Source organism: Paucibacter sp. PLA-PC-4, assembly GCF_026241155.1.
Classification (GTDB): domain Bacteria; phylum Pseudomonadota; class Gammaproteobacteria; order Burkholderiales; family Burkholderiaceae_C; genus Roseateles_E.
In genome coordinates, this window is sequence record NZ_JAPFGP010000002.1 from 1 (window position 1) to 26,770 (window position 26,770).

Below are 26,770 nucleotides of genomic sequence, written 5' to 3' on the forward strand. Positions count from 1 at the left end.
TCGGGCGCAAGTTCCTGGGGTACGAACTGTGGGTGGCGAAGGGGCGGGAGGTGAAGTGTGCGGTGGCCGCTAAGGCCCTGAACGACTTCAAGGCTCGCACCCGGCAACTCACACGGCGGTCCGGCGGGCGCAGCATGGAACAGGTGGTGCAAGGGCTGCGGCCCTACCTGCTGGGCTGGAAGGGCTACTTCCGGATGGCGCAAACGCCCAACGTCTGGCGCGAGCTGGACAAGTGGCTGCGGCACCGGTTGAGGGCGATCCAGCTCAAACAATGGCAACAGGGGGCGACCATTTACCGCGAGTTGCTGGCGTTGGGCGCCAGACCTGCAATTGCCAAGCGCGTGGCCGGGAATAGCCGCCGCTGGTGGCGTAATAGTGCGAAGTCGCTCAACAACGTGCTCACGGTGGCTTGGTTCGACCGCCTCGGATTACCTCGCCTCTCATGACCTCAAGCTCTCGAACCGCCCGGTGCGGACCCGCATGCCCGGTGGTGTGGGAGGGGTGGAGTCGATAATGACTCCCCCCTATCCCGATTCAATCTCTCCCTACAATCCGCGCCACCCGTCCCTTCTTGCCCGCGAGACCGCCATGCCCGTCAACCTGAACGCCCCCGACCCTGCCTCTCTTTACCCTGTGCCCGGCGTACGCCTTGGCGTGACCATGGCCGGCGTGCGCAAGGCCAACCGCCGTGATTTGAGCGTGATCGCGCTGGATGAGGGTTCGTCGGTGGCCGGCGTGTTCACGAAGAACCGCTTCTGCGCGGCGCCGGTGCAGATCTGCCGCGAGCATCTGGACGGAGCTCAGGGCATCCGTGCCATCCTGGTCAACACCGGCAATGCCAATGCCGGCACGGGCGAGGACGGCCTCGCCCGTGCCCGATCAACCTGCGCGGCGCTGGCCGGCCTGATGGGCTTACGAGCGAGCCAGATCCTGCCGTTCTCTACCGGCGTCATCATGGAAGCCTTGCCGGCCGATCGCATCATCGCCGGGCTGCCGGCAGCCCTGGCCGCCTTGCGCGCCGATGCTTGGGATGAAGCCGCCGCCGGCATCATGACCACCGATACCCTGCCCAAGGCCGCCTCACGACAGGTGCAGATCGGCGGGCAGACCGTCACCATCACCGGCATCTCCAAGGGCGCCGGCATGATCCGCCCGAATATGGCGACCATGCTGGGCTATGTGGCCACCGATGCCAATATCCAGCCCGAGCTGCTGCAAACCCTGGTGACCGAGGCGGCCGATGCCAGCTTCAATCGCATCACCATCGACGGCGACACCTCGACCAATGACAGTTTTGTGCTGATCGCCACCCATAAGGCCGCTCACGCCCGCATCGAGTCGCTGAGCAGTCCAGAGGGTCAGGTCTTGCGCGCGGCGGTGATCGCCGTCTCTCAGGAACTGGCCCAGGCCATCGTGCGCGACGGCGAGGGCGCAACCAAGTTCATCAGCGTCGTCATCGAGGGTGGCCGCGACGAGGCCGAGTGCAAGCTGGCCGCCTATGCCATCGCCCATTCGCCGCTGGTCAAGACCGCCTTCTTCGCCAGCGATCCGAACCTAGGCCGCATCCTGGCGGCTGTTGGCTATGCCGGCATCGCCGATCTGGACCAGACCCTGATCGAGATGCATTTGGACGATGTGCACGTGGTGACCAAGGGCGGTCGCCACCACGAGTACCGCGAGGAAGACGGCCAGCGCGTCATGAAGCAAAGCGAGATCACGGTGCGCGTGAACCTGAATCGCGGAGCGGCCCAGACCACGGTCTGGACCTGCGATCTGAGCCACGACTACGTCAGCATCAACGCCGATTACCGAAGCTGAGCCGCAGACGGCTACCCGGCGCACCGGATGGTTGTCTGCGTCAGGCGCCAGGCTTTCTGTAGCAGGCGATGTAGTTGACGGACAGTCTCTTGCTCCACCGGGCACGGTGGACGACCGGTAGGTAGCTCATGCCTCGCAAGTCTTGCCGCAGCAAGCCGCAGTCCTGGGCGATCGCCTGCAACTCTTCGGGGCGGACGAACTGGCGCCAGCTGTGGGTGCCGCGCGGCAGGATGCGCAGCACATACTCGGCGCCGACGATGGCGTTCAGGAAGCTGCTCGGCGTGCGATTGATTGTCGAGACCAGCAGCAGGCCGCCGGGTCTGAGATGGCTGATGGCGTCGCGCACGAAGGCCGGGACCTGGTCCACATGCTCGACCACTTCGAGCAGCAGCAGCACATCAAAGCTCTCGTTCTCGCCCAGCGTGGCACCAGGCTCCCCGCAGCGGTAGTCGATGCGCAGGCCTGTTTCGGCCGCGTGCAAGCGAGCCGCTGCGATATTGTTGGCCGCCGCGTCCACGCCCACAACCTGTGCGCCGCGTGCAGCCAGCGGCTCGCACATCAGACCGGCGCCGCAGCCGATATCGGCCATGCGCAGCCCATTCAAGTCGCCAGCCTGGCGCCCGAAGCAGGCGCTGATCTGCGCCAGCACGTAGTCCAGCCGCAAAGCGTTGATCACATGCAGCGGGCGCATCGGGCCCGCGCTGTTCCACCAGGTCGCTGCGAGACGGTTGAAGCGGCGGACCTCTTCATCGCGAACGGTGGTCGCCGGTTCCATAGGGGGATGCTTGCTCGTCATGTTTCAAATTCGGTGAGAGACTTTCACGGCCAGGCGTGATCCGGTGGCGACGAGTTGCGTCCACAGACGCAGTGCAGCGCCGGCCGGGCGGCCGCAGCCAGACAGCAATTCTGCGGCCTCCTCGCGGTGCTCGATCTCGTCATCACGGAAGCTGCGCAGCACGGCGCGCAGCAGCTGCAGAGGCGAATCCTGGCGCTGAGGGTCGTGCCTGTCTATCGCCGCCAACTGCTCGGCGTAGTGCTGGTCAACAAAGGTCTCGACCGATTGGACGGTCGCATACACCGCCCGCGGCCCGACCATGGCAGGCAGTGCACCGGTCAGCCAGCCGGCGATGCGCCACAGCGGCAGCAGGCGGCTGCGCTGTGCAGGCGGCAGTAGCAGCGCGATCTGGGTGCAGTGGCCCTGCTCGGCCGCGAGATGGATGCGCGCAAAGCGTCTGACGTTGACATCGCGCGACACAGCCAGCATGCCTCGGTAGATCATCACCGCGCCAGCTTCGCCGGCGTGATCGGTACGCAAATCGGCGACCAAGAACGCCGGCCAGGATCTGGTCTTGCCATCGACGGGTCCAGCCACTTGCGTTCTCGCGCTCGGACTGTTTTGCGCCTCATCCATGGGTCGAGAGTGCAGCGTGGTTCGGGCGGGGGGCGAGCCCATATACCGCCCTGCAGCAGGGCTCGCTCCGGGACCTCAGCGCTGCGACCATGTGCTCGGCCAAGGCCAGCCCGCTGCGGTGAACCCGGTCGACCTGGCTGACCACGACGCTGTCACCGCAGATACCGAGTCGCGCCTGGCCATCCCACAGATAGCCGGTGCGCCGGGCGGTAGTCGCGGGCGTTTCCACAAATGCTTGAGTCCATTGATGGGCGCAAAGGAAGTTGCTGAGCACCGGGCGCCGCGCATGGGCGCAGAAATTCTCCAGCAGCAGGTCTGCCACCGTGTCGGCATCATGGTCGGCGTGCAGCGCTGACCAGCGGGCATCGGCCTCGACAAACCAGCGCTGCGTCGGGCAGCGGCCGCGACCGGGCTTGCTGTGCATGGCGGCAATCCGTTCTATCGGGCTGCCCTCGAATTCGCGATAGCCGGGTAGCCCGACCGAGCGCTCCGTTCCCAGCAGCAGCACCCAGCGGTTGCCGTAGCGCACTGCGCGCAGCGCCGCGTTGAGCATGGGCGATTCGCTGGTGAGCGGCAGCGCAGCCGGTGCCGGGATCGCGAGCACCAGGGCCTGAAAGCCCTCATCGATGTCAGCGCCGGCATCATCCGCCAGCACCCAGCGGCCGCCGCGCCGCCAGGCCTGCCCTATCGACATGCTCAGGCGAAGCTCCACCTCGCCGGCCACGGCATGAGCCAGCGCAAGCATTGAGGGCACGCCGACCGCACCGACCAGGCGCAGGGTGTGGCGCGCATCAAGATCGCTCTCGTCTTTGTCCTCGCCTCTGCGGTAGCCTCGGCTGCCCTCGTCGGTGGGCGCTTCGGCCACCGTCCATGGGTGGGTGATGGCCAGCTCGTCCGGCCGCTGCGAGGCGCAGCCGGCCAGGCGATCGACCTTGTGGATGACTTGGGCACCGTCGTCGAACCATCCGACCCGGGTGGCGCGAGAGCTGCAACGTCCGCCAGGGCGGTCGCTAGCCTCGAAGACGACGGGGTCGTAGCCTCGGCGATGTAGCTCGCGGGCGCAACTCAGGCCGGCGATCCCGCCTCCGATGACGGCAACACGCGGTAGGCCGCGATTGCTTTGTACACTGCGGCCGGTGTGGATGTTCTGCGCTTGCATGGACATTCCTTTGTGCTCTCAACCTCTCTTACGCCGGACAGACGACAGAGTTGCATGACAGTGCCGATATTTTTTCGACGCAAAAAGATGCTCGCGCACCCTGCAACTTCGCAGCAACTGCTGCGTATGGTCAGCATCGACCGCTGCGCGGCTTCACGCCGGGCTGGACTGCAGAGTTGGAGCCGCGCTTGAACGAAGCGATCTTGGCCGACGGTATCGATGCGGCGCTGGTCGCCCGTGCGAACCAGGGCGAGCCGATCGCTTTTGAGCTGCTGGTGGTCAAGTATCAGCGGCGGGTGGCCGCGACGATCCGGCGCCTCGTCAACGAGGACCGGATCACCGAGGAACTGACGCAGGAGGTTTTCTTGAGTGCTTTCCTTGCCTTGCCGCAGTTCAGGCCCGATGGCAATTTCGCCGCCTGGTTGCTGACGATTGCACGCAACGCCGCAAAAAGTCATCTACGCGGCCTGCAGAACCGGCTGGATGCCCGAGCTCATCAGACGCTGGACGAGAACGAGGAAGACCCGCGCTTCGGCTTGGCGCCAAGCCCGGAGGAAGAAGCCATGGCACAGCAGCTGTTCGAGCACATCGACGCTCAGCTGGCCGGGCTGCCCGATATGCAACGTCGTGCGTTGCTGATGCGCGAGGTCGACGGTCTCGACTACAAAACCATCGCGGCCTCACTCGGGCAGCCGGTCAACACCATCAAATCCCATATTTACCGGGCGCGCGAAGCGATCGCCACCCGTACCCGAGCGCTGTTGGCGCCAAGCCGCAAGCGGCGCTGGTAGGAGAGACGCAGTGAACGAAGCCTCACGACTGCTGGACGGAGATTTGACGGCCGCCGAGCTCACCACGCTGCTCGAGCGCTTGAAGGACGACGCCGCATTGCGCGACGAGATCTCGATCCATCAGCTGATTCGAGACAGCCTGGCAGGCGTGCGAAGCCTTGACGACGGCTACACCTTGCGCATCCTCGCCAGGCTGCGCCCGCAGCTCGATGCGGCTCGCGACGAGTAGCTGCGGGGGCTGATCAGCGGGGCGTTCCTGAGCGGCGGCTTGACGGTGCGACAGTAGCCTGAAACCTGCCAGACCCAATGCCATTATCGAGGCCGCGCCGGGCTTGGTACCGGCCGGGATGGCGCCGGTCAGGCAGTGGCAGATGCAGACGCTCACCGGCTCGCCGGCGACACGGCATTGAGCTGACCGCAGTTGCGGGAGGCGAGGCGTTGATAAGACGCTTGAGCGCTGGCTGTGATGGTTAAGAACGACCGACGATAGCGGCTATGGCCGTGGCCGCCAAGCTCAAGCGCCCCGCCGGCGTGGTCACCGGCGCCACAGCCGCCACCCCCCGCGCCCTTTGTCGGCAAACACCAGGGCCGCCGGCAGGCTGATTTCCACCTGAGTGCCGCCGGCCGGGCCCGCGCTGATCGCCAGCGTGCCGCCCAGGCGCCGGGCGCGCTCGCGCATCGTCCTCAGGCCGTAATGCCCCTCACGGTAGCCGCGCTCAAGGACGGGCGCGGCGATGCCGATGCCGTCGTCGCTGATGCGCAGACGCAGGCCCTGGTCCTCGAAGATCAGCGCCACCTCGACGTTGCCGGCACGTGCATGGCGGGCCGCGTTGCTCAAGGCTTCGCGCACGATCAGCAGCAACTCGTCGCACAGCAGCGGGCTGAGTCGGCGCCGGTCGCCGCTGACGCTGACACGGAAGGCGCAGCCCTCGGCGACCAGGGCCGCGCCCGCCAGCGCCAGCGCGTCCTCCAGCGCGGACCCGAGCTCGGGCAGCTGGCGCAGCTCGTGCATGCGCTCTCGGCCCTCTATCATCGAGGCCTCGGCGCGCTCGATGGCGCGTTCGATCCACTGGCGCAGCTCGAGATCCTGGATACGCTGCGTGGCCGCATGGAAGGACAGGATCAGCCCCTGGAAGCCCTGCAGCAAGGTGTCGTGCAGCTCGCGCGAGATGCGCTCGCGCTCGCGATGGCGCTCTTCCAGCCGCAGCCGCACCTGGGTCGCGATCGCGCGGGCCCGCAGCAGGTACAGGCCCCAGGCCAGCGCCAGCGCGGCCAGCACGGCGGCGACCCGGAACACCGAGCTCTGCCAGAAGTGCGGCGCAATCTCGAAGGCCAGCGTCGCGCCCTCGGCGTTCCAGACTCCGTCGGCATTGGCGGCGATGACGCGGAAGCGGTAGCGGCCTGGTCCCAGATTGGCATAGACCGCCTCGCGCCTGTGGCCGGCCTCCTGCCAGTCGCCATCAATGCCATCGAGCCGGTAGCGAAAGCGGGCCCGGTCCGACACCGCCAAGGTCAGCGCCGTAAAACGGATCGCCAGCGTGCGCGTGCCCTCTGGCAGGCGCATGCCGGCCTGCGGCGTCAGCAGCCGGTCGCCGGCGCGCAGGCTCTGGATCTCGACCGGCGGCGGCCGCTCATTGCGCGGTACATCGGCGGGGTCTATCCAGGCCACGCCGCGGTTGGTAGACACCCAGATGCGACCGGCGCGATCGCGCAGCGCAGTGGGCGTCAGCTGGGCCTGCTGGGCCACACCGGGCAGGCCATCGCGCCAGTCGAGCAGGCGGTAGTTGCGCCGGGCCTGTGGCCCGGCGAACAGCGCGTCCACATCGGCGGGAGCGACCCGCAGCAGGCCGCGGCCACCGTTGAGCCAGAGCTCGCCATCGGGCATCTCGATGATGCCGGTGACATGGGCGAAGGCCTCGTCCTGCGCGGCGCTGACGAGCCCGAAGCGCTGGCCGTCAAAGCGCGCGAAGCCGGCCTCGCCGGCCAGGTATACGCCTCCCCTGCGGGCCGGCGCTATCGTCGTGGCCCGGCCCACCAGCAGGCCATCGGCCGCCGTGTAGCGGCTCACGCGGCCGCCGGCCAGGCGCAACAGCTCGTCGTCGTAGCCGAACCAGACGCTGCCGTCGGCGCCGGTCGCGATAGCGGTCGGCAGCGCGCTGCCACGCTCGACCGAGCGCACGCGGCGCGCGCCGGCGCAGTCGACGTGGAAGATGCCGGCTTCATCCACGGCTAGCCAGGCGCCGCCGTCGGCATCGGGCGCCAGCGCCAGCACGCGGGGGGCGGCGCCCAGCTCGATGCGGCAGCGCCCGTCGGCGCTGCTGCGCCAGATGCCTTCGGTGTCGACCTCCCACAAGGCCCCATCGGGCGCGGCCGTGCCGGCCCGCACTGGCGCCCGGCGTGGGCGCACCTGGGGCGGTGCGGGCGGAGCCAGGTAGAGCGGCTGGTCCCAGTTGGTGGCCAGTACACCGTCGGCATGGGCCATGATGGTGAAGCCATGATGGGGCTTGAGCGCCAGCTCCGGCACCTCGCGCAGCCGCCGCTGCCTGAAGCCGCTGATGCCGTAATTGGTGCCGACCCAGACCTGACCCTCGGCATCCTCGACCAGGGGCACAGCAACATCGGCCGGAAGGCCTTGCTGACGCGTGAAGCGCTCCGGCAGATCGGCCGCCACCAGGGCTTGGCCGCTCGCGATGCGCTGCGGCGCCGGCAGTCGCAGCACGCCGCCGCGCACGTCTGTGAGCCACAGACTACCGTCGCCGGCGAACAGCAGCTGCTTGGCCTGCACTACAGGCTCGACCCCCGGGCCTGCGAGGCGGCGCTGCTCCGGCACCGTCCCCAGCGGGCGCGTGCCCAGCAATGCGTCCGACACCCAGATCCTCCCCTGCAGGTCCTCGGCCAGCACGGCGTGGCGCGAGACCACGGCGGCGCTGCGGCGGAACCGGCGCTCACCGGCCGGTAGGAACCACACCGTGTCCGGCGCCGCAACCCACAGCGTGCCGCGACGGTCGACGAACACATAGTAGGCCGCCGCCGCCGGGTAGGCCCAGTCCGCCCCGACCGTCTGCCAGCGTCCCTGCTCGTAGCGGGCCAGGCCGCCGTTGCTAGCGGCCCATAGCGTGCCATCGCCTGTTTGTGCAAAGCGCAGCACCCGGCCCGGCGGCATGCCCTGCGACTCGCCATGGGGGCTTGCGATGCCGTCGCGCAGCCGCACCGTGCCGCCGGCATACAGGCCGATCCAGACGTCGCCGTTGGGCAGCTCGATCAGCGCATTGATGTTGGTCGAGCGCAGGCGCTCGCCCTCGCGCAGCGGGTAGCGGTCAAAGCGCACCCCATCGAATCGGTAAAGCCCCAGCCCGGTACCCAGCCAGAGGTAGCCGCGCTGCGAGCGCGACAGAGTCCAGACATCTGCCGGCGCCCCTTCGTTGACACTCCAGGCGGTGTGCGAGAAGCGCTCCAGCAGGGCCTCGGCCGCTGCGCCCTGGCAGGCCGCAACGACCAGCAGCAGCGCGGCCAGCCCGCGCATCAGGAGCGGAACAGCCGCGAGTACTGGGCCTCGTGCTGGGCCGACAAGATGGCCAGCATCGGCGTGAAGGCCTGGCGCTGGCTGTCGGGAAGGCTCAGTGCGGCGTCGACGATGGCCGGGATCTCGGTACTCAAGGCCTGCAGCATGCGCTGGCCGGCGCTCTGGCCCAGCGGCACGGCCTTGATCGCCGCGCCCATCATGTTCTCGGCCCAGCCGAAGGCATGGGCTAGCATGGCCTCACGCAGCGGCGCTCCCGTTTGAGCGGCGGCTAGCGCGAAGGCGATGGGCCAGCTCGGCGCCGGTTGCAGCGCGGCCAGATGAGCGAGCTGGGCTCGGCTCAGCGTATCGTCCAGTCCCTTGTTGCGCAACCACTCCAGCAGCGAGCGTCCCATCTGCTCGCTCTGCAGGCGCAGCTCCTGGGTCTCGCGGGTCTGCAGCAGCCAGTCGTTGAGCTGGCTGACCCGTGCCAGATCTTGCCTGAGCCATGCCCGCATTGCGCTGGCGCAGGCCGGCAGGTCGGCTCGGCCCAGGGCCAGGCGCAGTTGGTCCAGCAACCACCGCGTGGCCGTGGCCTCGTTCGTGACCAGGCCGGACTCGACCGCCGACTCCAGGCCTTCCGAGTAGCTGAAGCCGCCCACCGGCAGGGCAGGCGAGGCCAGCTGCATCAGCTGCAGCCAGGCGCTGGCGGTGAGCGGCGCTGGTGCCGGGCGAACGCGCGGCATTGGTCTCAGTGCTTGCAGCCGGGGCCGTGCACATGCGGCGCGGGCGAGGCCGCCGCCACCGCAATGCCGATCGGCTTGCCACGTGCCGGCGCGGGCGCGGCATGACTATGTGCATGGCCATGATCATGGTGAGCATGGCCATGGCCTTCGGCCGCATAGGCGCCGGCCTCGGGCTCGAAGGCGCTGTAGGTCTCGTTGACGACCAGGTGCATCTGGCGCAGCATGTCGGCCAGCACATGGTCGGGCTCCAGCAGCAGACGCTCGGGCTGCAGCTCCAGCTGCACATGGCGGTTGCCCAGATGGTAGGCGGCGCGCAGCAGGTCAAAGGGGCTGCCATGCTCGGCGCAGGTGCGAACTTCGAGCACTGCCTGCGGCGCTGCGATCACGCGCACGAGCGAGCCGTCCTCGGCTACCAGCACATCGCCGCCGCGCACGGCGGTGCCGCGCGGCAGGAACACGCCAAGGTGGCGGCCCTGGCTGTCGGTGGCGTCGAAACGGCTCTTCTGGCGCACATCCCAGTCCAGCTCCACGCTGGCGGCGCGCTTGAGCAGGACCTGGGCCAGGCCCTGGCCTCGGGCGATGAGTTTGTTGACGGTCAGCATGGCCGACATTTTGGAGCAGAAACTAGAAGTCGACGGCCCTGGTTTTCAAGCCCCGCGCAATGAGCGTGGCATTGATCAGCTGGGCCTGCTCGCGGCTTGCAAAAGGCCAGATCGCGGCGCGCCAACCCTCATGGGTCTGGAATACCTGGGCCTGCAAGCTGTCGGGCTCTCGCACGGTCTGGCCCAGCATCGCACGCATGCGCTCCAGCTGCGTCTCGGCCTCGGCCTTGGTGGCCTGCGCCGGTCCGACGAGGGCTACCTGCCTGCCCACTGGCATGGGCCTGGGTTCGCCGCGGGGCAGGGCCTGGGGCGGATCGGGGCGGCGGTTCAGCTCGCGGGACAGCACGTCGGAGGCGGTAGCCGCTGCCGGTGCCGGTGCCGGTGCCACGCTGGGCGCGGCCGGGCGGGGACGCGGCGGCGGCACCAGGCGCGGGCGGATATCCGGCGCCGAAGCGGCGGGCTGGACCTCGGAGGCCGGCAGCGCCGCGCCCGGCTCGGCGGCAGTGGCTGATGCGGCCGTCGGAGCGGCGGGTTCGACCGCTGCGGAGGCCGGGGCAGAAACCGGTGTGGAGATAGGTGTGGGGACTGGGGCGGAGGCCGGGGTTAACACAGCACTGGTCGCCAAGGCCGCCGGTGCCGCCGAGGCCGCCGAGGCCGCCGGTGCTGTCGCGTCTGCCCCCGGCCCTCTGCCCAGCTGCCACCAGGCACCCAGGCCGAGGGCGGCCAGTAGCAACAAAGCCAGCACGGCCAGCGGCAGTGGGTTCAGGCAGCGCCGGCCCAGAACCTCCATGCGACCGCCGGCGCCGCGTGCAAGTAGCACCCGGGTCCGCGAGGCGCCGGCGTCGATGCCGGCGCTCATCAGATAGAGCTCGTAAGGCCAAGCACCGCCGGCCTGGGCCGCACCGCGGGCCATCAGGCGCTCGTCGATTCCGACCTCGCGCTGCGGCCAGTCGGGCTCGCCGGGCGGGTTGGTGTGGCCATGGCGCAGCGCGAAAGCGGCCACACGGCGCGGTGACAAGTTGTAGATGAAGCGCTCGCTGAACAGCGGCCACGCCGCGTCGGCGCCGCGCGCCAGGCCCAGGCGGGCCAGTAGCGGGGTCAGGGCTTGCCACCAAGGCTTGCCGGCCGCTGGCGCGGCGGCCTGCGGCGTGGCAGCCGGTTCGGTGAGCTCCTCGCCCAGCACCGGCTCGATAGGTTCTGCAGCCGCGCCCGGGCGGCCGCTGCGCATAAAGGGCAGGGCCACCACGCCTATGGTGTGGACGTCGTAAATGCTGATCTTTTTGGCAAGCGGGTGGCGGTTATGCCAGGCCACGACTTGCTCGGCCAATCGATCCATGGGCCCTTTCCGAGCTTTGCCACGGCAAGCTGCCGCCCGCGCATGGTGCCTCAAATCCGGCCCCGTGTTCGGGCGACTTGGCCCGGAAAAACGGCCCAAACCGGCGCCGGCCGGCTTGGGCACAATGCCGGCCATGGCCTCGTCGCCCGCACACCGATCCCGCGTCCTGGCCACGCCCTGGTCCGGCGTGTACGGCAGCCTGCTCGACAGCGGCCGCCATTTCGGCCGCCATTGGCACGACAGCTACGGCCTGGGCCAGCTGCTGCAGGGCGCGCAGCGCTCGGCCAGCGGGCGCGGCAGTGTCGACGCCTTTGCCGGCGAGCTGATCACCAGCAACCCCGGTGAGGTGCATGACGGCCGCCCGCTGGGCAGCGACTCGCGGCGCTGGCGCATGCTGTACCTGGACCCGGAGGTGTTCGCGGCCATGGGCGCGGCTTCGGGCTCGGGCACCGCCGAGCTGACCCGGCCGGTGATCACCGATGCCCGCCTGCGGCTGGTGCTGGCGCGGCTGTTCGCGCGGCTCGACGCCTGGCAGGCCGGGCCGACCGCGCTGGCCGCCCTGGCCTGCGAGCAGGCCTTGCTGCGGGTACTGGGCCTGCTGCTGGAGCGCTATTCGACGGCGGTGCCGCAGCCTGCCGAGAAGGCGGCGGCCGAGATGGCGACGGTGCGCGAGCGCCTGGCCGATGCCGGTGGCTATGCCGGCGCTCCGGTGCCCAGCCTGGCCGAGCTGGCCGCGCCGCTGGGCCTGAGCAGATACCAGCTGCTGCGTCGCTTCGAGGCGGTCCATGGTCTGCCACCCCATGCCTGGCTGCTGCAGCTGCGGGCCGAGCGGGCGCGCCGCATGATCGCCTCGGGCAGCGCGCTGGCCGAGGCCGCTGCGGCCGCCGGCTTTGCCGACCAGAGCCATATGACACGGGTGTTTGCCCGTCACTTCGGCCTCACGCCCGGGGCCTGGCGGCCGCAATAGCGTTCAAGACGGGGCCGCCCGGCGTGGCCAGACTGCGAGCCTTCTTCTTGTTTTGATGGGGTTCTCGCATGTCGGACGTGTTGAAGGGCCAGCTGCTGTGCAGCCTGGCGATGCTGCTGGTGGGCAGCACGGTGGCGGTCAGCCAGATCATCGGCGCGGACATCGAGCCCTTTCTGGCCACCGCGCTGCGCCACGCGATGGCGCTGCCGGTGTTCGTCTGGCTGGCCTGGCGCTCCGGCTGCGTGATGCCGCGCCTGTCCCGCCACGACGCGCTGCTCTTGCTGGCGCAGGCGGCGGCCGGCAGCGTCGGCTACACGGTGCTGCTGATCCAGGGGGTGATGTGGTCCAGCGCGGCCGATGCCGGCGTGGTGGCCGGCACGCTGCCGGCGATGGCGGCGCTGCTGGCCGTGCTGATGCTGGGCGAGCGACCGGGGCTGCGCCTGCTGGGCGCGATCACGCTGGCGACGCTGGGCGTGATGGCCCTGGCGCTGGCGCCCGAATCGGCCGCAGCCAAGCCGACCCGGCTGCTGGGCATTGCCGCCGTGCTGGCCGCGATTGCCTGCGAGGCGGTCTTCATCCTCGGCAACAAGCGGCTGCGCCAGCCGCTGCCGCCGCTGCTGCTGTCGACGCTGATGTGCGCGGGTGGCCTGCTGCTGTCGGCGCTGCCGGCCTGCTACCTGGCCCGCAGCACGCCCTCGAGCCTGAGCCCGGCGGCGCTGATGGGCATTGCCTACTACGCCTGGCTGCCGACGGTCGGCGGCTTTGTGCTCTGGTATGCGGGCAGCGCGCGCACCAGCGGCGTCCGCGCCTCGCTGGCCACGGCCTGGCTGCCGGTCTCGGCCCTGCTGCTGTCGGCGCTGCTGCTGGGCGAGACCGTGCAACCCTGGCAATGGGCGGGCCTGGCCTGCGTGCTGGCGGCGGTCGTACTCGCCAGCACCGGCGGCGCTAGAACAGAAAGTAGCGCTGCGCCATCGGCAGCTCGCGCGCCGGCTCGCAGATGAGCAGTTGGCCGTCGGCCCGCACCTCATAGGTCTGGGCGTCGATCTGCATGGTCGGCAGATAGGCGTTGTGCACCATGTCCGTCTTCTTGACGGTTCGACAGCCACGCACCGCGCTCAGGTGCTTCTTCAAGCCGTAGCCGGCTGCCACGCCCGAGTCCAGCGCGCTCTGCGAGACAAAGGTCAGCGAGCCCTGCGCGACCGCACCGCCGAAGCTGCCGAACATCGGCCGGTAGTGCACCGGCTGTGGCGTCGGGATGCTGGCGTTCGGGTCACCCATCGCGGCTGCGGCGATAAAGCCGCCCTTGACGATCAGGCTGGGCTTGACGCCGAAGAAGGCCGGCCTCCAGAACACCAGATCGGCCCATTTGCCCACTTCAACCGAGCCGACTTCATGCGCCGCGCCATGCGACAGCGCCGGGTTGATCGTCAGCTTGGCGATATAGCGCTTGACGCGTGTGTTGTCGTTGCGTTCCGTGTCACCGGCCAGCGGGCCGCGCTGGATCTTCATCTTGTGCGCGGTCTGCCAGCAGCGCATCACCATCTCGCCGACCCGGCCCATGGCCTGGCTGTCGGACGAGAACATCGAGATCGCACCGAGGTCGTGCAGCACGTCCTCGGCCGCGATGGTCTCGCGGCGGATGCGGCTCTCGGCAAAGGCCAGGTCCTCGGCCACGCTGGCATCCAGATGGTGGCAGACCATCAGCATGTCCAGATGCTCGTCCACCGTGTTGACGGTGTAGGGCATCGTGGGATTGGTGGAGGAGGGCAGGAAGTTGTTCTCGCCGACCACGCGCATGATGTCCGGCGCATGGCCGCCGCCGGCGCCCTCGGTGTGGAAGGCGCAAAGCGTGCGGCCCTTTGTGGCGGCCATCGTGTCCTCGACGAAGCCGCTCTCGTTGAGCGTGTCGCTGTGGATGGAGACCTGCACGTCGAACTCGTCGGCCACCGACAGGCAGCAGTCGATGGCGGCCGGCGTCGTGCCCCAGTCCTCGTGAAGCTTCAGGCCGATAGCGCCGGCCTCGATCTGCTGGCGCAGCGCTTCGGGCCGGCTGGCATTGCCTTTGCCGAGAAAGCCGAGATTCATAGGGAAGGCATCGGCCGCCAGCAGCATGCGCCTGAGGTTTTCCGGCCCGGGCGTGCAGGTGGTCGCCAGCGTGCCGGTGGCCGGGCCGGTGCCGCCACCCATCATGGTCGTGACGCCGCTCATCAGCGCCTCCTCGACCTGCTGCGGGCAGATGAAGTGGATATGGGTGTCGACCGCGCCGGCGGTGACGATCATGCCCTCGGCCGCGATGATCTCGGTGCCCGGGCCGATCACGATATCGACGCCCGGCTGCACATCCGGGTTGCCTGCCTTGCCGATGGCGGCAATCCGGTTGCCGCGGAGGCCGATATCGGCCTTGATGATGCCCCAGTGGTCGACGATCAGCGCATTGGTGACCACGCAGTCCATTGCGTCGCCGGGGCCAGGGCCGTTGGCGCGCTGCGACTGGCCCATGCCGTCGCGTATGGTCTTGCCGCCGCCGAATTTGACCTCCTCACCGTAGCCACCGGCGCCTAGGGTCAGGTCTTGTTCGACCTCGATGATCAGCGCCGTGTCGGCCAGGCGGACCCGGTCGCCGACGGTGGGGCCGAACATTTCGGCGTAGGCTCTGCGGCCGATGGTTGCCATTACAAGCTTCCTTGAACGAGGCCGCGAAAGCCCCAGACCTGGCGGTCACCGGCGTAGTCGACCAGCTCGATGCTGCGCTGCTGGCCGGGCTCGAAACGCACGGCGGTGCCGGAAGCGATGTTCAGCCGCATGCCGTGCGCGGCGGCGCGGTCAAAGCGCAGCGCGGCATTGGTCTCGGCAAAGTGGTAATGCGAGCCGACCTGGATCGGCCGGTCGCCAGCGTTCTCGACCACCAGGGCCAGCGTGCGCCGGCCGGGGTTCAGTATGTGCACCGCCTGTTCGTCATCGATCAGCAACTCGCCCGGGCTCATGTCAAAAGCCCCATGCCGAACAGCGCCACTGCTGCACCCGACAAGCGCGGCAGCCACACCGAGCTGCGGCGCAATGCCGACCCCAGCCCAATGCCCAGGCCATGCAGCAGGGCCGTGCCGATCACCATGCCGGCCAGCGCGCTGGTGCCGCTCAGCTCCTCGCCATGGGCCGCACCATGGAAGAGGGCGAAGCCGCCCATCGCCAAGGCGGCCGCAGCGACCGGCAGCTGTTTCGGCGACATCAGCAAGGCACCGACCACCAGCAAGGAGCCGGCGATCATCGGCTCGATGGCGGGGAAGTGCAGGCCGCTCTGCGCCAGCAGCGCACCGGCCAGCAGCATCAGTGTAAAAACCAGCGGCGCCAGCCATTGGCGGCGCGGCGTGCCGGCGCTCCATATGCCAACGGCCAGCATCGCGGCCAGATGGTCCAGGCCGGTGAAGGGATGGCTGAAGCCCTCGGCGAAGCCGTGGTGGCCGATATCGTGATGGCCCACATGGGCGAAGGCCAGGCCGCTGAGGGCGAGGCCCGCGGTGAGGGTCAGGACTTGCTTGCTATTCATCTTGGTGCGTCGCTCAGGCAATGGGTTGGTGCACGGTCACCAATTTGGTGCCGTCGGGGAAGGTGGCCTCGATCTGGATCTCGGGAATCATCTCGGCGATGCCGTCCATCACATCGGCGCGCGCCAGCACGGTCTTGCCCTGGCTCATCAGTTCGGCGACCGTCTTGCCGTCGCGGGCGCCTTCCATGATGGCGGCGCTGATCAGGGCCACGGCTTCCGGGTAGTTGAGCTTCAGGCCACGGGCCTTGCGGCGCTCGGCCAGCAGCGCGGCGGTGAAGATCAAAAGCTTGTCTTTCTCTCTAGGCGTCAGTTCCATGGGGGATCCTGTTGCAGGAGCTATGCCAGGACGCCGTCCTGGGCATGGGTCTTGATAAGGGAGAAGCATGCCCGTCGCGCCGCCCTCCGTCCAGACTGCCGAACCCGTCCAGCGCGTCATCAAGATCCGTCGCGATTACAACGCCTGGGTGGCCAGCGAGACCTTGGAGGACTATGCGCTGCGCTTCACCCCGCACAGCTTCCGGCGCTGGTCCGGCACCCGGGTAGCGAACACGGCTTTTGGCGCGGCCTCCTTTCTGGTGCTGGAGGCGGTCGGCGCGACCCTGCTGGTGGAGTACGGGTTTGCCAATGCCTTCTGGGCCATCCTGGCTACCGGGCTGATCATCCTGCTGGCCGGCTGGCCGATCAGCGTCTATGCGGCGCGCTACGGCGTCGACATGGACCTGCTGACCCGGGGCGCCGGCTTTGGCTACATCGGCTCGACGCTGACCAGCCTGATTTACGCCAGCTTCACCTTCATTTTCTTCGCGCTGGAGGCGGCCATCATGGCCTATGCGCTGGAGCTTGCCTTCGACATCCCGCCGGCCTGGGGCTATCTGATCTGCGCATTGGTGGTGCTGCCGCTGGTGACGCACGGCGTGACGGCCATCGCGCGGCTGCAGGTCTGGACCCAGCCTTTGTGGCTGTTCCTGCTGATCGTCCCCTACGTCTATGTCTTCATGCGCTATCCGGAGTTGCCTAGCCAGCTGCAAAGCTATGCCGGCGCCAATGGCCAGGGCGGAGAGTTCAGTCTGCCGCTGTTCGGCGCAGCGATGACGGTAGGCATCGCGCTGATCACGCAGATGGGCGAGCAGGCCGACTATCTGCGCTTCATGCCTGAGCCCGATGCGAATCCGAAGAAGCGCTGGCGCTGGTGGGCGGCGGTCTTTGTCGGCGGGCCGGGCTGGGTGGTGCTGGGGGTGGCAAAGATGCTGGGCGGCGCGCTCTTGGCCTATCTGGCGATGCGGCTGATGGTGCCGACCGAGCGGGCGGTGGATCCGAACCAGATGTATCTGGTCGCCTACGACACGGTGTTCAGCCGACCCGGCCTGGCGGTGGCGGCCACCGCCTTGCTGGTGATCGTCTCGCAGCTGAAGATCAATGTGACGAATGCTTATGCCGGCTCGCTTGCCTGGAGCAATTTCTTCGCCCGGCTGACGCACAGCCATCCGGGTCGCGTGGTCTGGGTGGTGTTCAACACGCTGATTGCGCTGATCTTGATGGAGATGGAGCTGTTCCAGGCGCTGGACCGGGTGCTGGGCCTGTACGCCAATATTGCGATTGCCTGGATCATGACCGTGGTGGCCGATTTAGTGATCAACAAGCCGTTGGGGCTGTCGCCACCGGGTATCGAGTTCAAGCGCGCCCATCTCTACGACATCAACCCGGTAGGCGTCGGCGCGATGGCGATGGCCTCGGTGCTCTCCATCGCCGCCCATCTGGGCTTGTTCGGACCCATGGCACAGGCATTTTCGGCGCTGATCGCGCTGGTCACGGCCATGGTCTGCTCGCCGCTGATCGCCTGGGCCACCGGCGGGCGCTACTACATCGCCCGGCAAAGCCAGGGTAGCTACCAGCGACTGCGGCGCTGCTGCATCTGCGAGCGTGATTACGAGGGGCCGGACATGGCGCACTGCCCCGCCTACCAAGGTCCGATCTGCTCGCTCTGCTGCTCGCTGGATGCCCGCTGCGAGGACCTCTGCAAGCCCGACGCCAGGCTGGCCGTGCAGGCCCGCGCACTGCTGCAGAAGCTGCTCCCGCGCAAGGTCTGGCCCCTCCTGGACAGCGGGCTGACCCAGTATTTGGGTTTGATGGCGCTGGTTCTGCCGGTGCTGCTGCTTCTGTTCGGCCTGCTCTACCAGCATGAGTTGGGCCGGCTGGGCGCGGCGGCCGAGCAGATGGCGCCGCATCTGCGTGCCTCCTACACCAAGGCGCTGGTCGCGCTGCTGCTGCTGTCGGGCGTGATCGGCTGGTGGCTGGTGCTGACGCACAAGAGCCGCCAGGTCGCGCAGGAGGAGTCGCGCCGCCAGAGCCAGGCGCTGCACGCCGAAATCGAGTCGCACCGCCAGACCGATGCCCAGCTGCAGCAGGCCAAGGTGCAGGCCGACGCCGCCAACGAGGCCAAGACCCGCTACATCACCAATATCAGCCACGAGTTGCGCACGCCGCTGAATTCCATCCTGGGCTATGCGCAGATCCTCGACGAGGACGAGCGCATGCCGGCGCACCGCAAGCAGGCGATCACGGTGATACGGCGCGGCGGCGAGCACCTGCTGTCGCTGATCGAGGGCAGCCTGGACCTGGCCCGCATCGAGGCCGGCCGCTTCAAGCTGGAGCCGGGGCCTTGGGCTTTCGGGCAGGCCATCAAGGATCTGGTCCATCTGCTATCGCTGCAGGCTGCCGCCAAGGGCCTCGACTTTGTCTACACCCCGCCCCACAGCCTGCCGGACTGGGTGCGTGCCGACGGCAAGCGGGTTCAGCAGATCTTGATCAATATTCTCGGAAATGCGATCAAGTTCACGCCGGACGGACGGGTGACCCTGCGTCTGCACTACGCCCGCGAGATGGCGCGCTTCGAGATCGAGGACAGCGGCCCTGGCATGAGCGCCGAAGAGCTCGACCGGGTGTTCGAGCCCTTCGAGCGTGGTGCGGCCGCCGTGGGCTCCGGGTCCGGCACCGGCCTGGGGCTGACTATCGCAAAGATGCTGACCGATCTGATGGGCGGCGAGCTGAAGGTGGCAAGCAAGCCGGGCCGGGGCACGCGCTTCGAGCTGCGCCTGTTCCTGCCCAGCTTGCATGCCGGCGCGATGGCCGCGCAGGCCCGGCGCGCGGCGCGCATCGGTTTCGAGGGGCCGGCGCGGCGCCTACTAGTGGTCGACAACGAGGAGGCTGACCGCAATCTCCTGCGTGCCATCCTGGAGCCGCTGGGCTTCGAGCTTCGGCTGGCGGCCAGCGGCATCGAGGCGATGGCGCTGATCCCCGGCTGGCAGCCCGAGGCCCTGCTGCTGGACCTGGCGATGCCGGGCCTGGACGGCTGGCAGACCCTGGCCGAGATCCGCGTGCGCGGCTTGAGCGAGGCACCGGCCGTCATCATCTCGGCCAATGCCTTTGATCGCGGCCTGGACAACGGCCTGGGCGTCAGCGAGCAGGATTTCATCGTCAAGCCGGTGCGGGTGGATGATCTGCTGGATTGGCTGGGCCGGCGTCTGAATCTGGACTGGCGGCTGCGCGATCCCGCCCAGCCGGCTGCAGCCTATCCGAAGGCGCCGCTGAAGCTGCCCTCGCGCGAGGCCTTGCAGCGCCTGCAGCAGCAGCTCAGCCAAGGCCATGTCAAGGGCATCCATCAGCAACTGGACCAGATCGCCGGCGAGGATCAGTCCTGCGTCGACTTCGTGACCCAGCTGCGCGCGATGGCGCGGCAGTTCGAGCTGCAGGCTATGAGCCGGCTGGTGGCACGCGCCTTGCAGGCTGAGGATCCAGCATGAACGCCCCGACCATTCCCCCCGCGCCTCATCTTCACCACGAAGAGATCGACGCTGCGCTGCCCAGTGGCCCCCAGGTGGCCAGCCACGCCGAGCGCGTGCTGATCGTCGACGACGTGCCCGACAACCTGGCCCTGCTGCATGACGCGCTGGACGAGTCCGGCTACACGGTGCTGGTCGCCTTCAGCGGTGAGGCGGCGCTGGAGAGCGCGGCCATGCTGCCGCCCGATGTGGTCGTGCTCGACGCGATGATGCCGGGCCTGGACGGCTTTGAGGTGGCGCGCCGGCTCAAGGCCGACCCGGCCACGGCCAGCGCCCCCATCATCTTCATGACAGGGCTGTCGGACACCGAGCATGTCGAGGCCGCCTTTGCGGCCGGCGGCGTCGACTATGTGACCAAGCCGATCCGCCCGCGCGAGGTGCTGGCCCGCATTGCCGCCCATCTGCGCAGCGCCCGCGCGCAGCGCCAGGCCCGCAATGCGCTGGACGCCTTCGGCCACGCCAGCATGGCGGTGCACGAGGCCGATGGCCGCTGCGTCTGGCAGACCGCGCTGGCGCGCTCGCTGATGGCCGACTATTTCACCGGCGGCCATTTCGAGCGCGGCCGGCTGCCGCCCGAAGTGCTGGTTTGGCTGCACCGCGAATCGCTGCGCCGGCGCGCCGGCGCCGAGCCCTCGGTGCTGACCGTGCTGCCGCAGCCGCGTGCCGATGCCCCGCCCGTCAGCGGCGCGGCCTTGGCCACGCGCGGCGCCAAGCGCCTGTCCTTCACCTTGCACGCGGTCGACCCCGATGCGCTGGGCGAGGGCCAGTGGTTGATCGTGATGCGCGAGGCCGACGACGCGGCCCTGATGGACGGCCTGATCCACGGCTTCAGGCTGACCGCCCGCGAGGCCGAGGTGCTGTACTGGGTGGTCAAGGGCAAGACCAACCAGGACATCGGCGACATCCTCGGCTCCAGCCCGCGCACGGTGCAGAAGCACCTGGAGCATGTTTTCGAGAAGCTTGGCGTCGAAACCCGCACCGCGGCAGCGGCGATGGCGATGGGGCGGGTCAGGGGGCTGGAAGCGGGGCGCTGAGGGCAGTCCTCAATCGGCGTCGCTGGTCATGAAAAACACCAACCGGTTGCCGAAGGGGTCGATCACCGTCATCTCGCGCGCCCAGGGCTGGGTCTCGATGCCGGGTCGCATATAGGCATAGCCGCTGGTGATCAACTGCTGTTGATAGGCATCGAGTTCATCGGTCGGGATGCGCAGCTTGGCGCCGGGGCTGCAGTCGCCATGGTGCTCGGATAGATGCAGCAGGCAGTCGCCTTTGGAGAGCTGCAGGTACAGCGGTAGGCCGTCGGCGAAGCGATGCTCCCAATCGATCGTGAAGCCGAGGAAATCAACGTAGAAGGCGCGGGCCTTGCTCTCGTCGAAGATGCGCAGGATCGGTGTGGCCTTGCCAAAGCTCATGACCTTTGCCCCTTTGCATTTGGTTCAGTCGGCCCCGCCCAGCAGGCTGCGGCCCAGCGCCTCGGCCACCTCGATGCCGTCGACGCCGGCCGACATGATGCCACCGGCATAGCCCGCGCCTTCGCCAGCCGGATACAGGCCCTTGACGTTGAGGCTCTGGTAGTCGCGGCCGCGGGTGATGCGCAGCGGCGAGGAGGTCCGGGTCTCGACCCCGGTCAGCACCGCATCGGCCATGCTGAAGCCCTTGATCTGGCGCTCGAAGGCGGGCAGGGCCTCGCGGATCGCGTCCAGGCAGTAGCCGGGCAAGCTGCCGAAGTTCTTCTGCTGCAGATCGGTCAGCGTGACGCCGGGCTTGTACGAGGGTTCGACGCTGCCCAGCGTCTTGCTGCGCTGACGCTTGATGAAGTCGCCCACCAGGGCACCCGGGGCCTTGTAGCCGCCTTCGCCGAGTTCGTAGGCTCGGCTCTCCCAGATGCGCTGGAAGGCCATGCCGTCCAGCGGGCTAACCGGGCCTTCGCTCAACCCGTCCTGGCGATAGTCCTGTGGCGAGATGCCGACGACGATGCCGGCATTGGCATTGCGTTCGTTGCGCGAGTACTGGCTCATGCCGTTTGTGACGACACGGCTAGGCTCGCTGGTCGCCGCGACCACGGTGCCGCCGGGGCACATGCAGAAGCTGTAGACCGAGCGACCGTTCTTGGCGTGGTGCACCAGCTTGTAGTCAGCCGCGCCGAGGATCTCGTTGCCGGCGTTCGGGCCGAAGCGGGCCGCGTCGATCAGGCTTTGCGGATGCTCGATGCGATAGCCGATCGAGAAGGGCTTGGCTTCCATGAAGACCCCGCGCTGGTGCAGCATCGTGAAGCTGTCGCGCGCGCTGTGGCCCAGGGCCAGCACCACATGGTCGGTGGCGATCTGCTCGCCCGATTCCAAGGTCAGGCCCCGGATGTGTTTGCCATCGGGGCCGCCCTCGATCAGCACGTCCGTGACCTTCTGCTCGAAGCGGATCTCGCCACCCAGCGCCTCGATCTCGGCGCGCATCTTGATCACCATCGAGACCAGGCGGAAGGTGCCGATATGCGGTTTGCTCACATACAGGATCTCTTCGGGCGCGCCGGCCTTGACGAACTCGGTCAGCACTTTGCGGGTCAGAAAGCGCGGGTCGGAGATCTGGCTCCACAGCTTGCCGTCCGAGAAGGTGCCGGCACCGCCCTCGCCAAACTGCACATTGGACTCCGGATGGAGCTGGCTTTCGCGCCACAGACCCCAGGTGTCCTTGGTCCGTTCACGTACCGACTTACCTCGCTCTAGCACGATGGGCCGCAGGCCCATCTGGGCCAGGATCAGCGCCGCGAAGATGCCGCAGGGCCCGAAGCCGATCACTACCGGCCGCCTGCGCTCGGCGGTGAAGAAGTCCACCGGCGCCTGGCCGACGAAGTGGTAGCCGGTGTCCGGTGTTGGCCTGATGTGGGCGTCGCCGGCGAAGCGGGCCATCACGGCAGCCTCGCAGGCCTCGTCTGCGAGTTCGCAGTCCACCGTGTAAATCAGCACGATGGCCGTCTTCTTGCGCGCGTCGTAGCTGCGCTTGAAGACCGTGAAATTGAGCAGTTCGGCATCAGTCACACCCAGCCGTGCAGCAATGGCGGGGCGCAAGGCGTCCTCGGCGTGATTGAGCGGCAGGCGGAGTTCGGTGATGCGGAGCATGGTGATGGCTCAAATCGAACGGTTTTACAAAAAAGTACAGGCCCTGCCGGAAGGCGCGGGCCTGTCAGATTCGAAGCAGGCCCGGACGGGCCTCGACTTCAACCCGAGTGCGGACGCTTGCCCGGGTTCTTCTTGCTGCGGGTGTGCGAACCGCGCTCCAGGCTGGATTTTTGGCCACGGCCGTGGGTGAAAGCGGTCAGGCCGGCAGGACGCGGGGTGGCGCGACGATCGGCTTCGGTTTTGATCTTGTTGCCCATGATGGCTCCGTTGGAAAAATGACTGGCGGGGGCCGAAAGGGCGCGCCAAGACGAATCAAGCCCGACATTTTAACCGAAGGCCGCAGGTCGCCCGGGCGACAGCCCGAATCCGGGCTCTGGCCGATGATGCGGCGCATGGGAACGCTTTATCTCGTGCGCCATGGCCAGGCCAGTTTCGGCGCTGCCGACTATGACCAGCTGAGCGAGCTGGGCACACGCCAGTGCCGGCTGCTGGGTGATTACTGGCGTGCGCGCGGCCAGCGCTTCGACGCGGTGCTGACCGGCTCGCTGAAGCGTCATGCGCAGTCCTTCGCGGCGATTGCCGAGGGTCTGGGTGCTGCGCCCGAGCCTGTGGTTTGGCCGGGGCTGAACGAATACGACAGTGAGGCGGTCATCCATGCGATCCATCCCGAGCCACTGGCCAAGCCGGTGGATGCCGAGATGGTGCGCCACCATTTCCGGCTGTTGCGCGCGGGTCTGCTGGCCTGGATGCGCGGTGAGACGCGGCCGGCGGGCATGCACAGCTATGCGGAGTTCGCGGCTGGCGTGGCTGGTGCGCTTGAGCATGTGCGGCAGCACTGCAAGGGCGAGGTGTTGATCGTCTCCAGCGGTGGGCCGATCGCGACGGCGGTGGGCCAGGTGCTGGGCACCAGCGCCGAGATGAGCATCGAGCTGAACCTGCGCATCCGCAACAGCGCGGTGAGCGAATTCAGCTTCAACCCCAAGCGCCACCTGCTGCAGAGCTTCAATCATGTGCCGCATCTGGACTCGCTGGAGTACCGCGAGATGGCGACTTACGCCTAGTCCTCTCTGACGAGGCGGATGCCGACCAGGGTGTAGCGGGTGTCGGGCGCGTTCCAGTTGCGATAGGACGAGCGGGCATAAAAGGCCCAGGTATGCCAGGAGCCGCCGCGCCGCACCTTGACGCCGCCGTCGGCCGGTTTCTCCGGGCCTTGAGGGTCCACCAGCGGCGACCGGGCGTAATAGTCGTCCTCATACCAGTCCGCCACCCATTCCCAGACATTGCCGTGCATGTCATGAAGCCCCCAGGCGTTTGGCGCGAAGCTGCCGACCGGAGCGGTGAAGGTAAAACCGTCGCTTCCTTTGAGGGCCATGTCTTGCCAGCGCTGCCACAGCCGGGCGCTGTCGGCGTCGAATGTGTTGGCGGCCTTCAAGAGGCTTTGCGGATCGTCGCCCGATGAGTAGCGCGTGCGGGTGCCGGCCCTACAGGCGTACTCCCATTCGGCCTCAGTGGGCAGGCGGTAGCGTCGGCCCTCAGTCTTCGTCAGCCAGGCCGCCAGCGCCTGTGCGTCGTTCCAGGTGACGTTGGTGACCGGGTGGTCGTCGCCCTGGGCGAAACCTGGATGACGCCACGAGTAGCGCGCATCGCGGCCCTCGAAGGCGTCGCCGCGCTGGGTGGTGGCCGGGTCGTAGTCAGCACGCCAGCCATAGCCGCCGGTACCGTCGGCCTCGGACTCGGGGCGGTAGCCCGAGGCTTCGATGAAACGGCGGAACTGTCCGACAGTCAGCTCATGCTGGCCCATCCAGAAGGGTTTGCTGATGCGCACCAGGTGGACCGGACCCTCGTCCTGCAGCAGTTCGAAGCGCTCGCGCGGCAGGGCGGGGTAGGCCTGAGCCTGCGCCGCTTGGCTTTCCGCGCTACCCATCAGGAACTCGCCTGCGGGCAAGCGGACAAAGCTCATGCCCAGGCTGTTGCGTTCGGCGACCTGGGCTTGGATGAGGCCGCTGAGTAGCAGCAGGATGAGGGGCGATTTTTCTCTCATGCGGCGATGCTGGCGTCGCGCGGGGCGCTGGTCAACCGGCACCGTTGCCGGGGCGTTCTGGGAGCTGTTGCCTCGCCGCAACTCGGTAGCTGTCGCCGCGTCCCTCTTGTGGGGGATAAGTCCGGGTTTGTCCGGCAAGGCACCCAGTGTCATAGGTAATGGCGTGCTAGCCTCGGGGCCGCTGCATTCCTGCGCCTTGCGCGGGCAGCGCACAGTCGGGCGGTGTCCACCGCTCATCGCAACCGAGGCTTTGGAGGCTTGCCGCTCGGGCTCATGTCGCTGAGGACTTGTGTTGCATCCTGCCAAGGGGCGTCTCAGGTGTTCAGTGCTGGGTCGGCGACCCTTCGAGGCGAGGTCCGGGAGAAAGTCTTGAACAAAAGTATGACAAGCGCGCTGTCCTTGGCGGCAGCGCTTGCTTTGGGTGGCTGCGCCACGACCAAGAGCCATAACCAGCATACCGATTCTGTCCAGAGCGCGGCGCGCAACGGCGGCTTGCCGGCCGCACTCGCCCAGCATGAGGGCTCGGCCAAGAGCGTCGAGGATAAGGCGGAGCTGCTGTACAACCTGGAGCGAGGCGAGCTGCTCTGGCTCAACAAGCGCTACGCCGATTCGACCGAGGCCTTTCTGGCCGCAGATCTGAAGGTCAAGCTGTGGGAAGAGACGGCCAAGACCAGCCCCGACAAGCTGCTGGGCATGGTTGGGGCGGCGCTGGTCAGCGAGCGCCTCAAGCCCTACGAGGGCCAGGACTATGAGAAGGTTTGGCTGACCACTCGCCTGGCGCTCAGCCGCGTTGCCGCTGGAGATCTGGAGAAAGCCCGGGTCGATATCAAGCGCACCCATGAGCGGGAAGCCGTGATCGCCGAGTTCCGCGCCAAGGAAGTGGTCAAGGCCGAGGAGGAGGCCAAGGCCAAGGGCGCGAACACATCGGGCAAGGAGCTCAATGGCTACCCGGTGGAAACGCTCAACGATCCAGAGGTGCTGCAGCTCAAGAATGGCTACCAGAATGCCTTGAGCCACTACCTGGCCGGCTATCTCTACGAGGTCCTGGGCGAGTCGGGCTTGGCTGCGCCGGGCTACCGCAAGGCCATCGAGCTCAGGCCCGAGACGGGAGTGCTGGAAGAAGGCCTGCGGGGCCTGGACGACCGGACCAGCTTTACCCACCGGCGGCGCCAGAAGATGACCGACGTGCTCTTCTTGGTCGAGGCCGGCAGCGCGCCTGCGCGCAAGCCGCATGCCTTCACCTTGCCAGTACCCATGGGCGGGAGTGTGCGGACGATCAGCGTGTCTTACCCCACGATCGAACCCTCGAACGAGCCGCTTCTCAGCGCTTTGGAAGTCGGCGGCCGGCAGTTCAAGCTCGAGCGTGTGGTGGATGTCAATGTGATGGCACGACGTGCACTGAAGGACGAGATGCCGGGCATGGTCTTGCGCGGAGTGACACGTGCGCTTGCCAAGGGCGCAGCCCAGGAAGGCCTGCAGCGCGCCGGCGGTCTGTTCGGTGCGATCGCCGGAGTTGCTGGCTCGGTGCTCACCGAGCAGGCCGATGACCGCATCTGGCGCAGTCTGCCGGGCCGTGTCTACCTGGCGCGCGGCTACCTTCCGCCGGGTGAGCACCGGGTGAGCATCAACGGTCAGCCGGTTGGCGAGCCTGTTCAGGTCGATGGCCAGTACCTGGTACTACCACTGCGCCTGTATGAGAACCAAGTCATCACCGGCCAGGTGGCCAGCTTCGGTCAGCTGCCGGCCGTCGCAGCAGCGCCTGCCCCGGCGACACCCGCTGTCCAGCCAGCCGCTAAGCCGTCGACCCGGCCGGCAGCCCGCAGGCCGGCCACCGCCGGCGCAAAGACCAGCACGCCGGTGAGCGTCAAGCCGGCCGCCACCCAGACCAAGCCTTGATGGGATCC

Annotated in this window: 25 protein-coding genes; 10 read left to right on the forward strand and 15 right to left on the reverse strand. The window is 68.0% G+C overall.

All coding sequences use genetic code 11. The features are described from left to right. Positions 1-446: group II intron maturase-specific domain-containing protein (locus tag OOZ63_RS02890; RefSeq protein WP_323055718.1), on the forward strand; the 446-nt coding region annotated here is incomplete at its 5' end. Between the two features lie 142 nt (positions 447-588). After that, the gene (gene argJ, locus OOZ63_RS02895) at positions 589-1,818 is read left to right on the forward strand and encodes a bifunctional glutamate N-acetyltransferase/amino-acid acetyltransferase ArgJ (protein WP_266003800.1); all 1,230 of its coding nucleotides are present in this window, start codon (positions 589-591) and stop codon (positions 1,816-1,818) included. A gap of 40 nt (positions 1,819-1,858) precedes the next feature. On the opposite strand, the gene ubiG is transcribed toward argJ, so the two are convergent. Genes ubiG through OOZ63_RS02910 form a run of 3 tightly spaced genes read right to left on the reverse strand, consistent with a single transcriptional unit; the run spans position 1,859 to position 4,388 of the window. Continuing rightward, positions 1,859-2,614, reverse strand: a complete 756-nt coding sequence (gene ubiG / locus OOZ63_RS02900; RefSeq protein WP_266003801.1) for a bifunctional 2-polyprenyl-6-hydroxyphenol methylase/3-demethylubiquinol 3-O-methyltransferase UbiG — start codon at positions 2,612-2,614, stop codon at positions 1,859-1,861. A 3-nt stretch (positions 2,615-2,617) separates the two neighbouring features. After that, on the reverse strand, positions 2,618-3,190 hold the full coding sequence (locus OOZ63_RS02905) for a demethoxyubiquinone hydroxylase family protein (RefSeq protein WP_266003803.1): 573 nt from the start codon (positions 3,188-3,190) through the stop codon (positions 2,618-2,620). A gap of 31 nt (positions 3,191-3,221) precedes the next feature. Next, positions 3,222-4,388, reverse strand: a complete 1,167-nt coding sequence (locus OOZ63_RS02910) for an NAD(P)/FAD-dependent oxidoreductase (protein ID WP_323055719.1) — start codon at positions 4,386-4,388, stop codon at positions 3,222-3,224. Between the two features lie 188 nt (positions 4,389-4,576). Here OOZ63_RS02910 and OOZ63_RS02915 point away from each other — a divergent pair, with 188 nt between their 5' ends. Together OOZ63_RS02915 and OOZ63_RS02920 are read left to right on the forward strand one after the other, a co-directional pair. Beyond that, positions 4,577-5,179, forward strand: a complete 603-nt coding sequence (locus tag OOZ63_RS02915) for a sigma-70 family RNA polymerase sigma factor (protein WP_266003804.1) — start codon at positions 4,577-4,579, stop codon at positions 5,177-5,179. Positions 5,180-5,189: 10 nt separating this feature from the next. Then, the gene (locus OOZ63_RS02920; RefSeq protein ID WP_266003805.1) at positions 5,190-5,408 is read left to right on the forward strand and encodes a hypothetical protein; all 219 of its coding nucleotides are present in this window, start codon (positions 5,190-5,192) and stop codon (positions 5,406-5,408) included. A gap of 306 nt (positions 5,409-5,714) precedes the next feature. Here the strand turns inward: OOZ63_RS02920 and OOZ63_RS02925 are convergent, their stop codons facing one another. Genes OOZ63_RS02925 through OOZ63_RS02940 form a run of 4 tightly spaced genes read right to left on the reverse strand, consistent with a single transcriptional unit; the run spans position 5,715 to position 11,362 of the window. Continuing rightward, complete coding sequence (locus OOZ63_RS02925) at positions 5,715-8,702, reverse strand: sensor histidine kinase (protein ID WP_266003806.1); 2,988 nt, start codon at positions 8,700-8,702, stop codon at positions 5,715-5,717. Next, the gene (locus tag OOZ63_RS02930) at positions 8,702-9,424 is read right to left on the reverse strand and encodes an urease accessory protein UreF (RefSeq protein WP_266003807.1); all 723 of its coding nucleotides are present in this window, start codon (positions 9,422-9,424) and stop codon (positions 8,702-8,704) included. The genes OOZ63_RS02925 and OOZ63_RS02930 overlap by 1 nt, the downstream gene beginning before the upstream one ends. A 5-nt stretch (positions 9,425-9,429) precedes the next feature. After that, on the reverse strand, positions 9,430-10,026 hold the full coding sequence (gene ureE / locus OOZ63_RS02935; protein ID WP_266003808.1) for an urease accessory protein UreE: 597 nt from the start codon (positions 10,024-10,026) through the stop codon (positions 9,430-9,432). Between the two features lie 22 nt (positions 10,027-10,048). Further along, a complete protein-coding gene (locus OOZ63_RS02940) occupies positions 10,049-11,362 on the reverse strand; it encodes a hypothetical protein (protein ID WP_266003809.1) in 1,314 nt (437 codons plus the stop codon). 133 nt (positions 11,363-11,495) lie between these two features. Here OOZ63_RS02940 and OOZ63_RS02945 point away from each other — a divergent pair, with 133 nt between their 5' ends. After that, on the forward strand, positions 11,496-12,329 hold the full coding sequence (locus OOZ63_RS02945) for an AraC family transcriptional regulator (protein ID WP_266003810.1): 834 nt from the start codon (positions 11,496-11,498) through the stop codon (positions 12,327-12,329). Positions 12,330-12,397: 68 nt separating this feature from the next. After that, positions 12,398-13,330 (forward strand): DMT family transporter, encoded by a 933-nt coding sequence (locus OOZ63_RS02950; protein WP_266003811.1) that lies wholly within the window; start codon positions 12,398-12,400, stop codon positions 13,328-13,330. Here the strand turns inward: OOZ63_RS02950 and ureC are convergent. The 4 genes from ureC to ureA are packed head-to-tail and all read right to left on the reverse strand — an operon-like array spanning position 13,275 to position 16,189. Next, the gene (gene ureC / locus OOZ63_RS02955) at positions 13,275-15,002 is read right to left on the reverse strand and encodes an urease subunit alpha (protein WP_266003812.1); all 1,728 of its coding nucleotides are present in this window, start codon (positions 15,000-15,002) and stop codon (positions 13,275-13,277) included. The genes OOZ63_RS02950 and ureC overlap by 56 nt on opposite strands. Further along, the gene (locus OOZ63_RS02960; protein ID WP_266003813.1) at positions 15,002-15,313 is read right to left on the reverse strand and encodes an urease subunit beta; all 312 of its coding nucleotides are present in this window, start codon (positions 15,311-15,313) and stop codon (positions 15,002-15,004) included. Before OOZ63_RS02960 ends, ureC begins: the two co-directional genes overlap by 1 nt. Next, entirely contained in the window at positions 15,310-15,873 is a 564-nt protein-coding gene (locus OOZ63_RS02965; RefSeq protein ID WP_266003814.1) for a HupE/UreJ family protein, read from the reverse strand. The genes OOZ63_RS02960 and OOZ63_RS02965 overlap by 4 nt, the downstream gene beginning before the upstream one ends. A gap of 13 nt (positions 15,874-15,886) precedes the next feature. Further along, a complete protein-coding gene (ureA, locus tag OOZ63_RS02970) occupies positions 15,887-16,189 on the reverse strand; it encodes an urease subunit gamma (protein ID WP_266003816.1) in 303 nt (100 codons plus the stop codon). Between the two features lie 67 nt (positions 16,190-16,256). Here ureA and OOZ63_RS02975 point away from each other — a divergent pair, with 67 nt between their 5' ends. Together OOZ63_RS02975 and OOZ63_RS02980 are read left to right on the forward strand one after the other, a co-directional pair. Then, positions 16,257-19,673, forward strand: coding sequence for an ATP-binding protein (locus tag OOZ63_RS02975; protein WP_266003818.1), 3,417 nt, complete (start codon positions 16,257-16,259; stop codon positions 19,671-19,673). Further along, positions 19,670-20,746 (forward strand): response regulator, encoded by a 1,077-nt coding sequence (locus tag OOZ63_RS02980; RefSeq protein WP_266003819.1) that lies wholly within the window; start codon positions 19,670-19,672, stop codon positions 20,744-20,746. Before OOZ63_RS02975 ends, OOZ63_RS02980 begins: the two co-directional genes overlap by 4 nt. A 9-nt stretch (positions 20,747-20,755) precedes the next feature. On the opposite strand, the gene OOZ63_RS02985 is transcribed toward OOZ63_RS02980, so the two are convergent. The 3 genes from OOZ63_RS02985 to OOZ63_RS02995 form a co-directional block, all read right to left on the reverse strand. After that, complete coding sequence (locus tag OOZ63_RS02985) at positions 20,756-21,124, reverse strand: glyoxalase superfamily protein (RefSeq protein ID WP_266003820.1); 369 nt, start codon at positions 21,122-21,124, stop codon at positions 20,756-20,758. A gap of 24 nt (positions 21,125-21,148) precedes the next feature. After that, the gene (locus tag OOZ63_RS02990; RefSeq protein ID WP_266003821.1) at positions 21,149-22,825 is read right to left on the reverse strand and encodes an NAD(P)/FAD-dependent oxidoreductase; all 1,677 of its coding nucleotides are present in this window, start codon (positions 22,823-22,825) and stop codon (positions 21,149-21,151) included. Between the two features lie 98 nt (positions 22,826-22,923). Beyond that, positions 22,924-23,082, reverse strand: a complete 159-nt coding sequence (locus tag OOZ63_RS02995; protein WP_171018102.1) for a hypothetical protein — start codon at positions 23,080-23,082, stop codon at positions 22,924-22,926. Between the two features lie 135 nt (positions 23,083-23,217). Between OOZ63_RS02995 and OOZ63_RS03000 the strand changes: the two genes are divergently transcribed. Then, positions 23,218-23,886: a histidine phosphatase family protein gene (locus OOZ63_RS03000; RefSeq protein ID WP_266003823.1), complete on the forward strand. Its 669-nt coding sequence runs from the start codon at positions 23,218-23,220 to the stop codon at positions 23,884-23,886. Here OOZ63_RS03000 and OOZ63_RS03005 read toward each other — a convergent pair. Then, positions 23,883-24,866 carry a formylglycine-generating enzyme family protein gene (locus tag OOZ63_RS03005; protein WP_266003824.1) on the reverse strand — a complete coding sequence of 328 codons (984 nt, stop codon included), beginning with the start codon at positions 24,864-24,866 and terminating at the stop codon, positions 23,883-23,885. The genes OOZ63_RS03000 and OOZ63_RS03005 overlap by 4 nt on opposite strands. A gap of 369 nt (positions 24,867-25,235) precedes the next feature. On the opposite strand from OOZ63_RS03005, the gene OOZ63_RS03010 reads away from it, so the two are divergent. After that, positions 25,236-26,762 (forward strand): COG3014 family protein, encoded by a 1,527-nt coding sequence (locus OOZ63_RS03010; RefSeq protein WP_266003826.1) that lies wholly within the window; start codon positions 25,236-25,238, stop codon positions 26,760-26,762. The last annotated feature ends 8 nt before the right edge of the window (positions 26,763-26,770 follow it).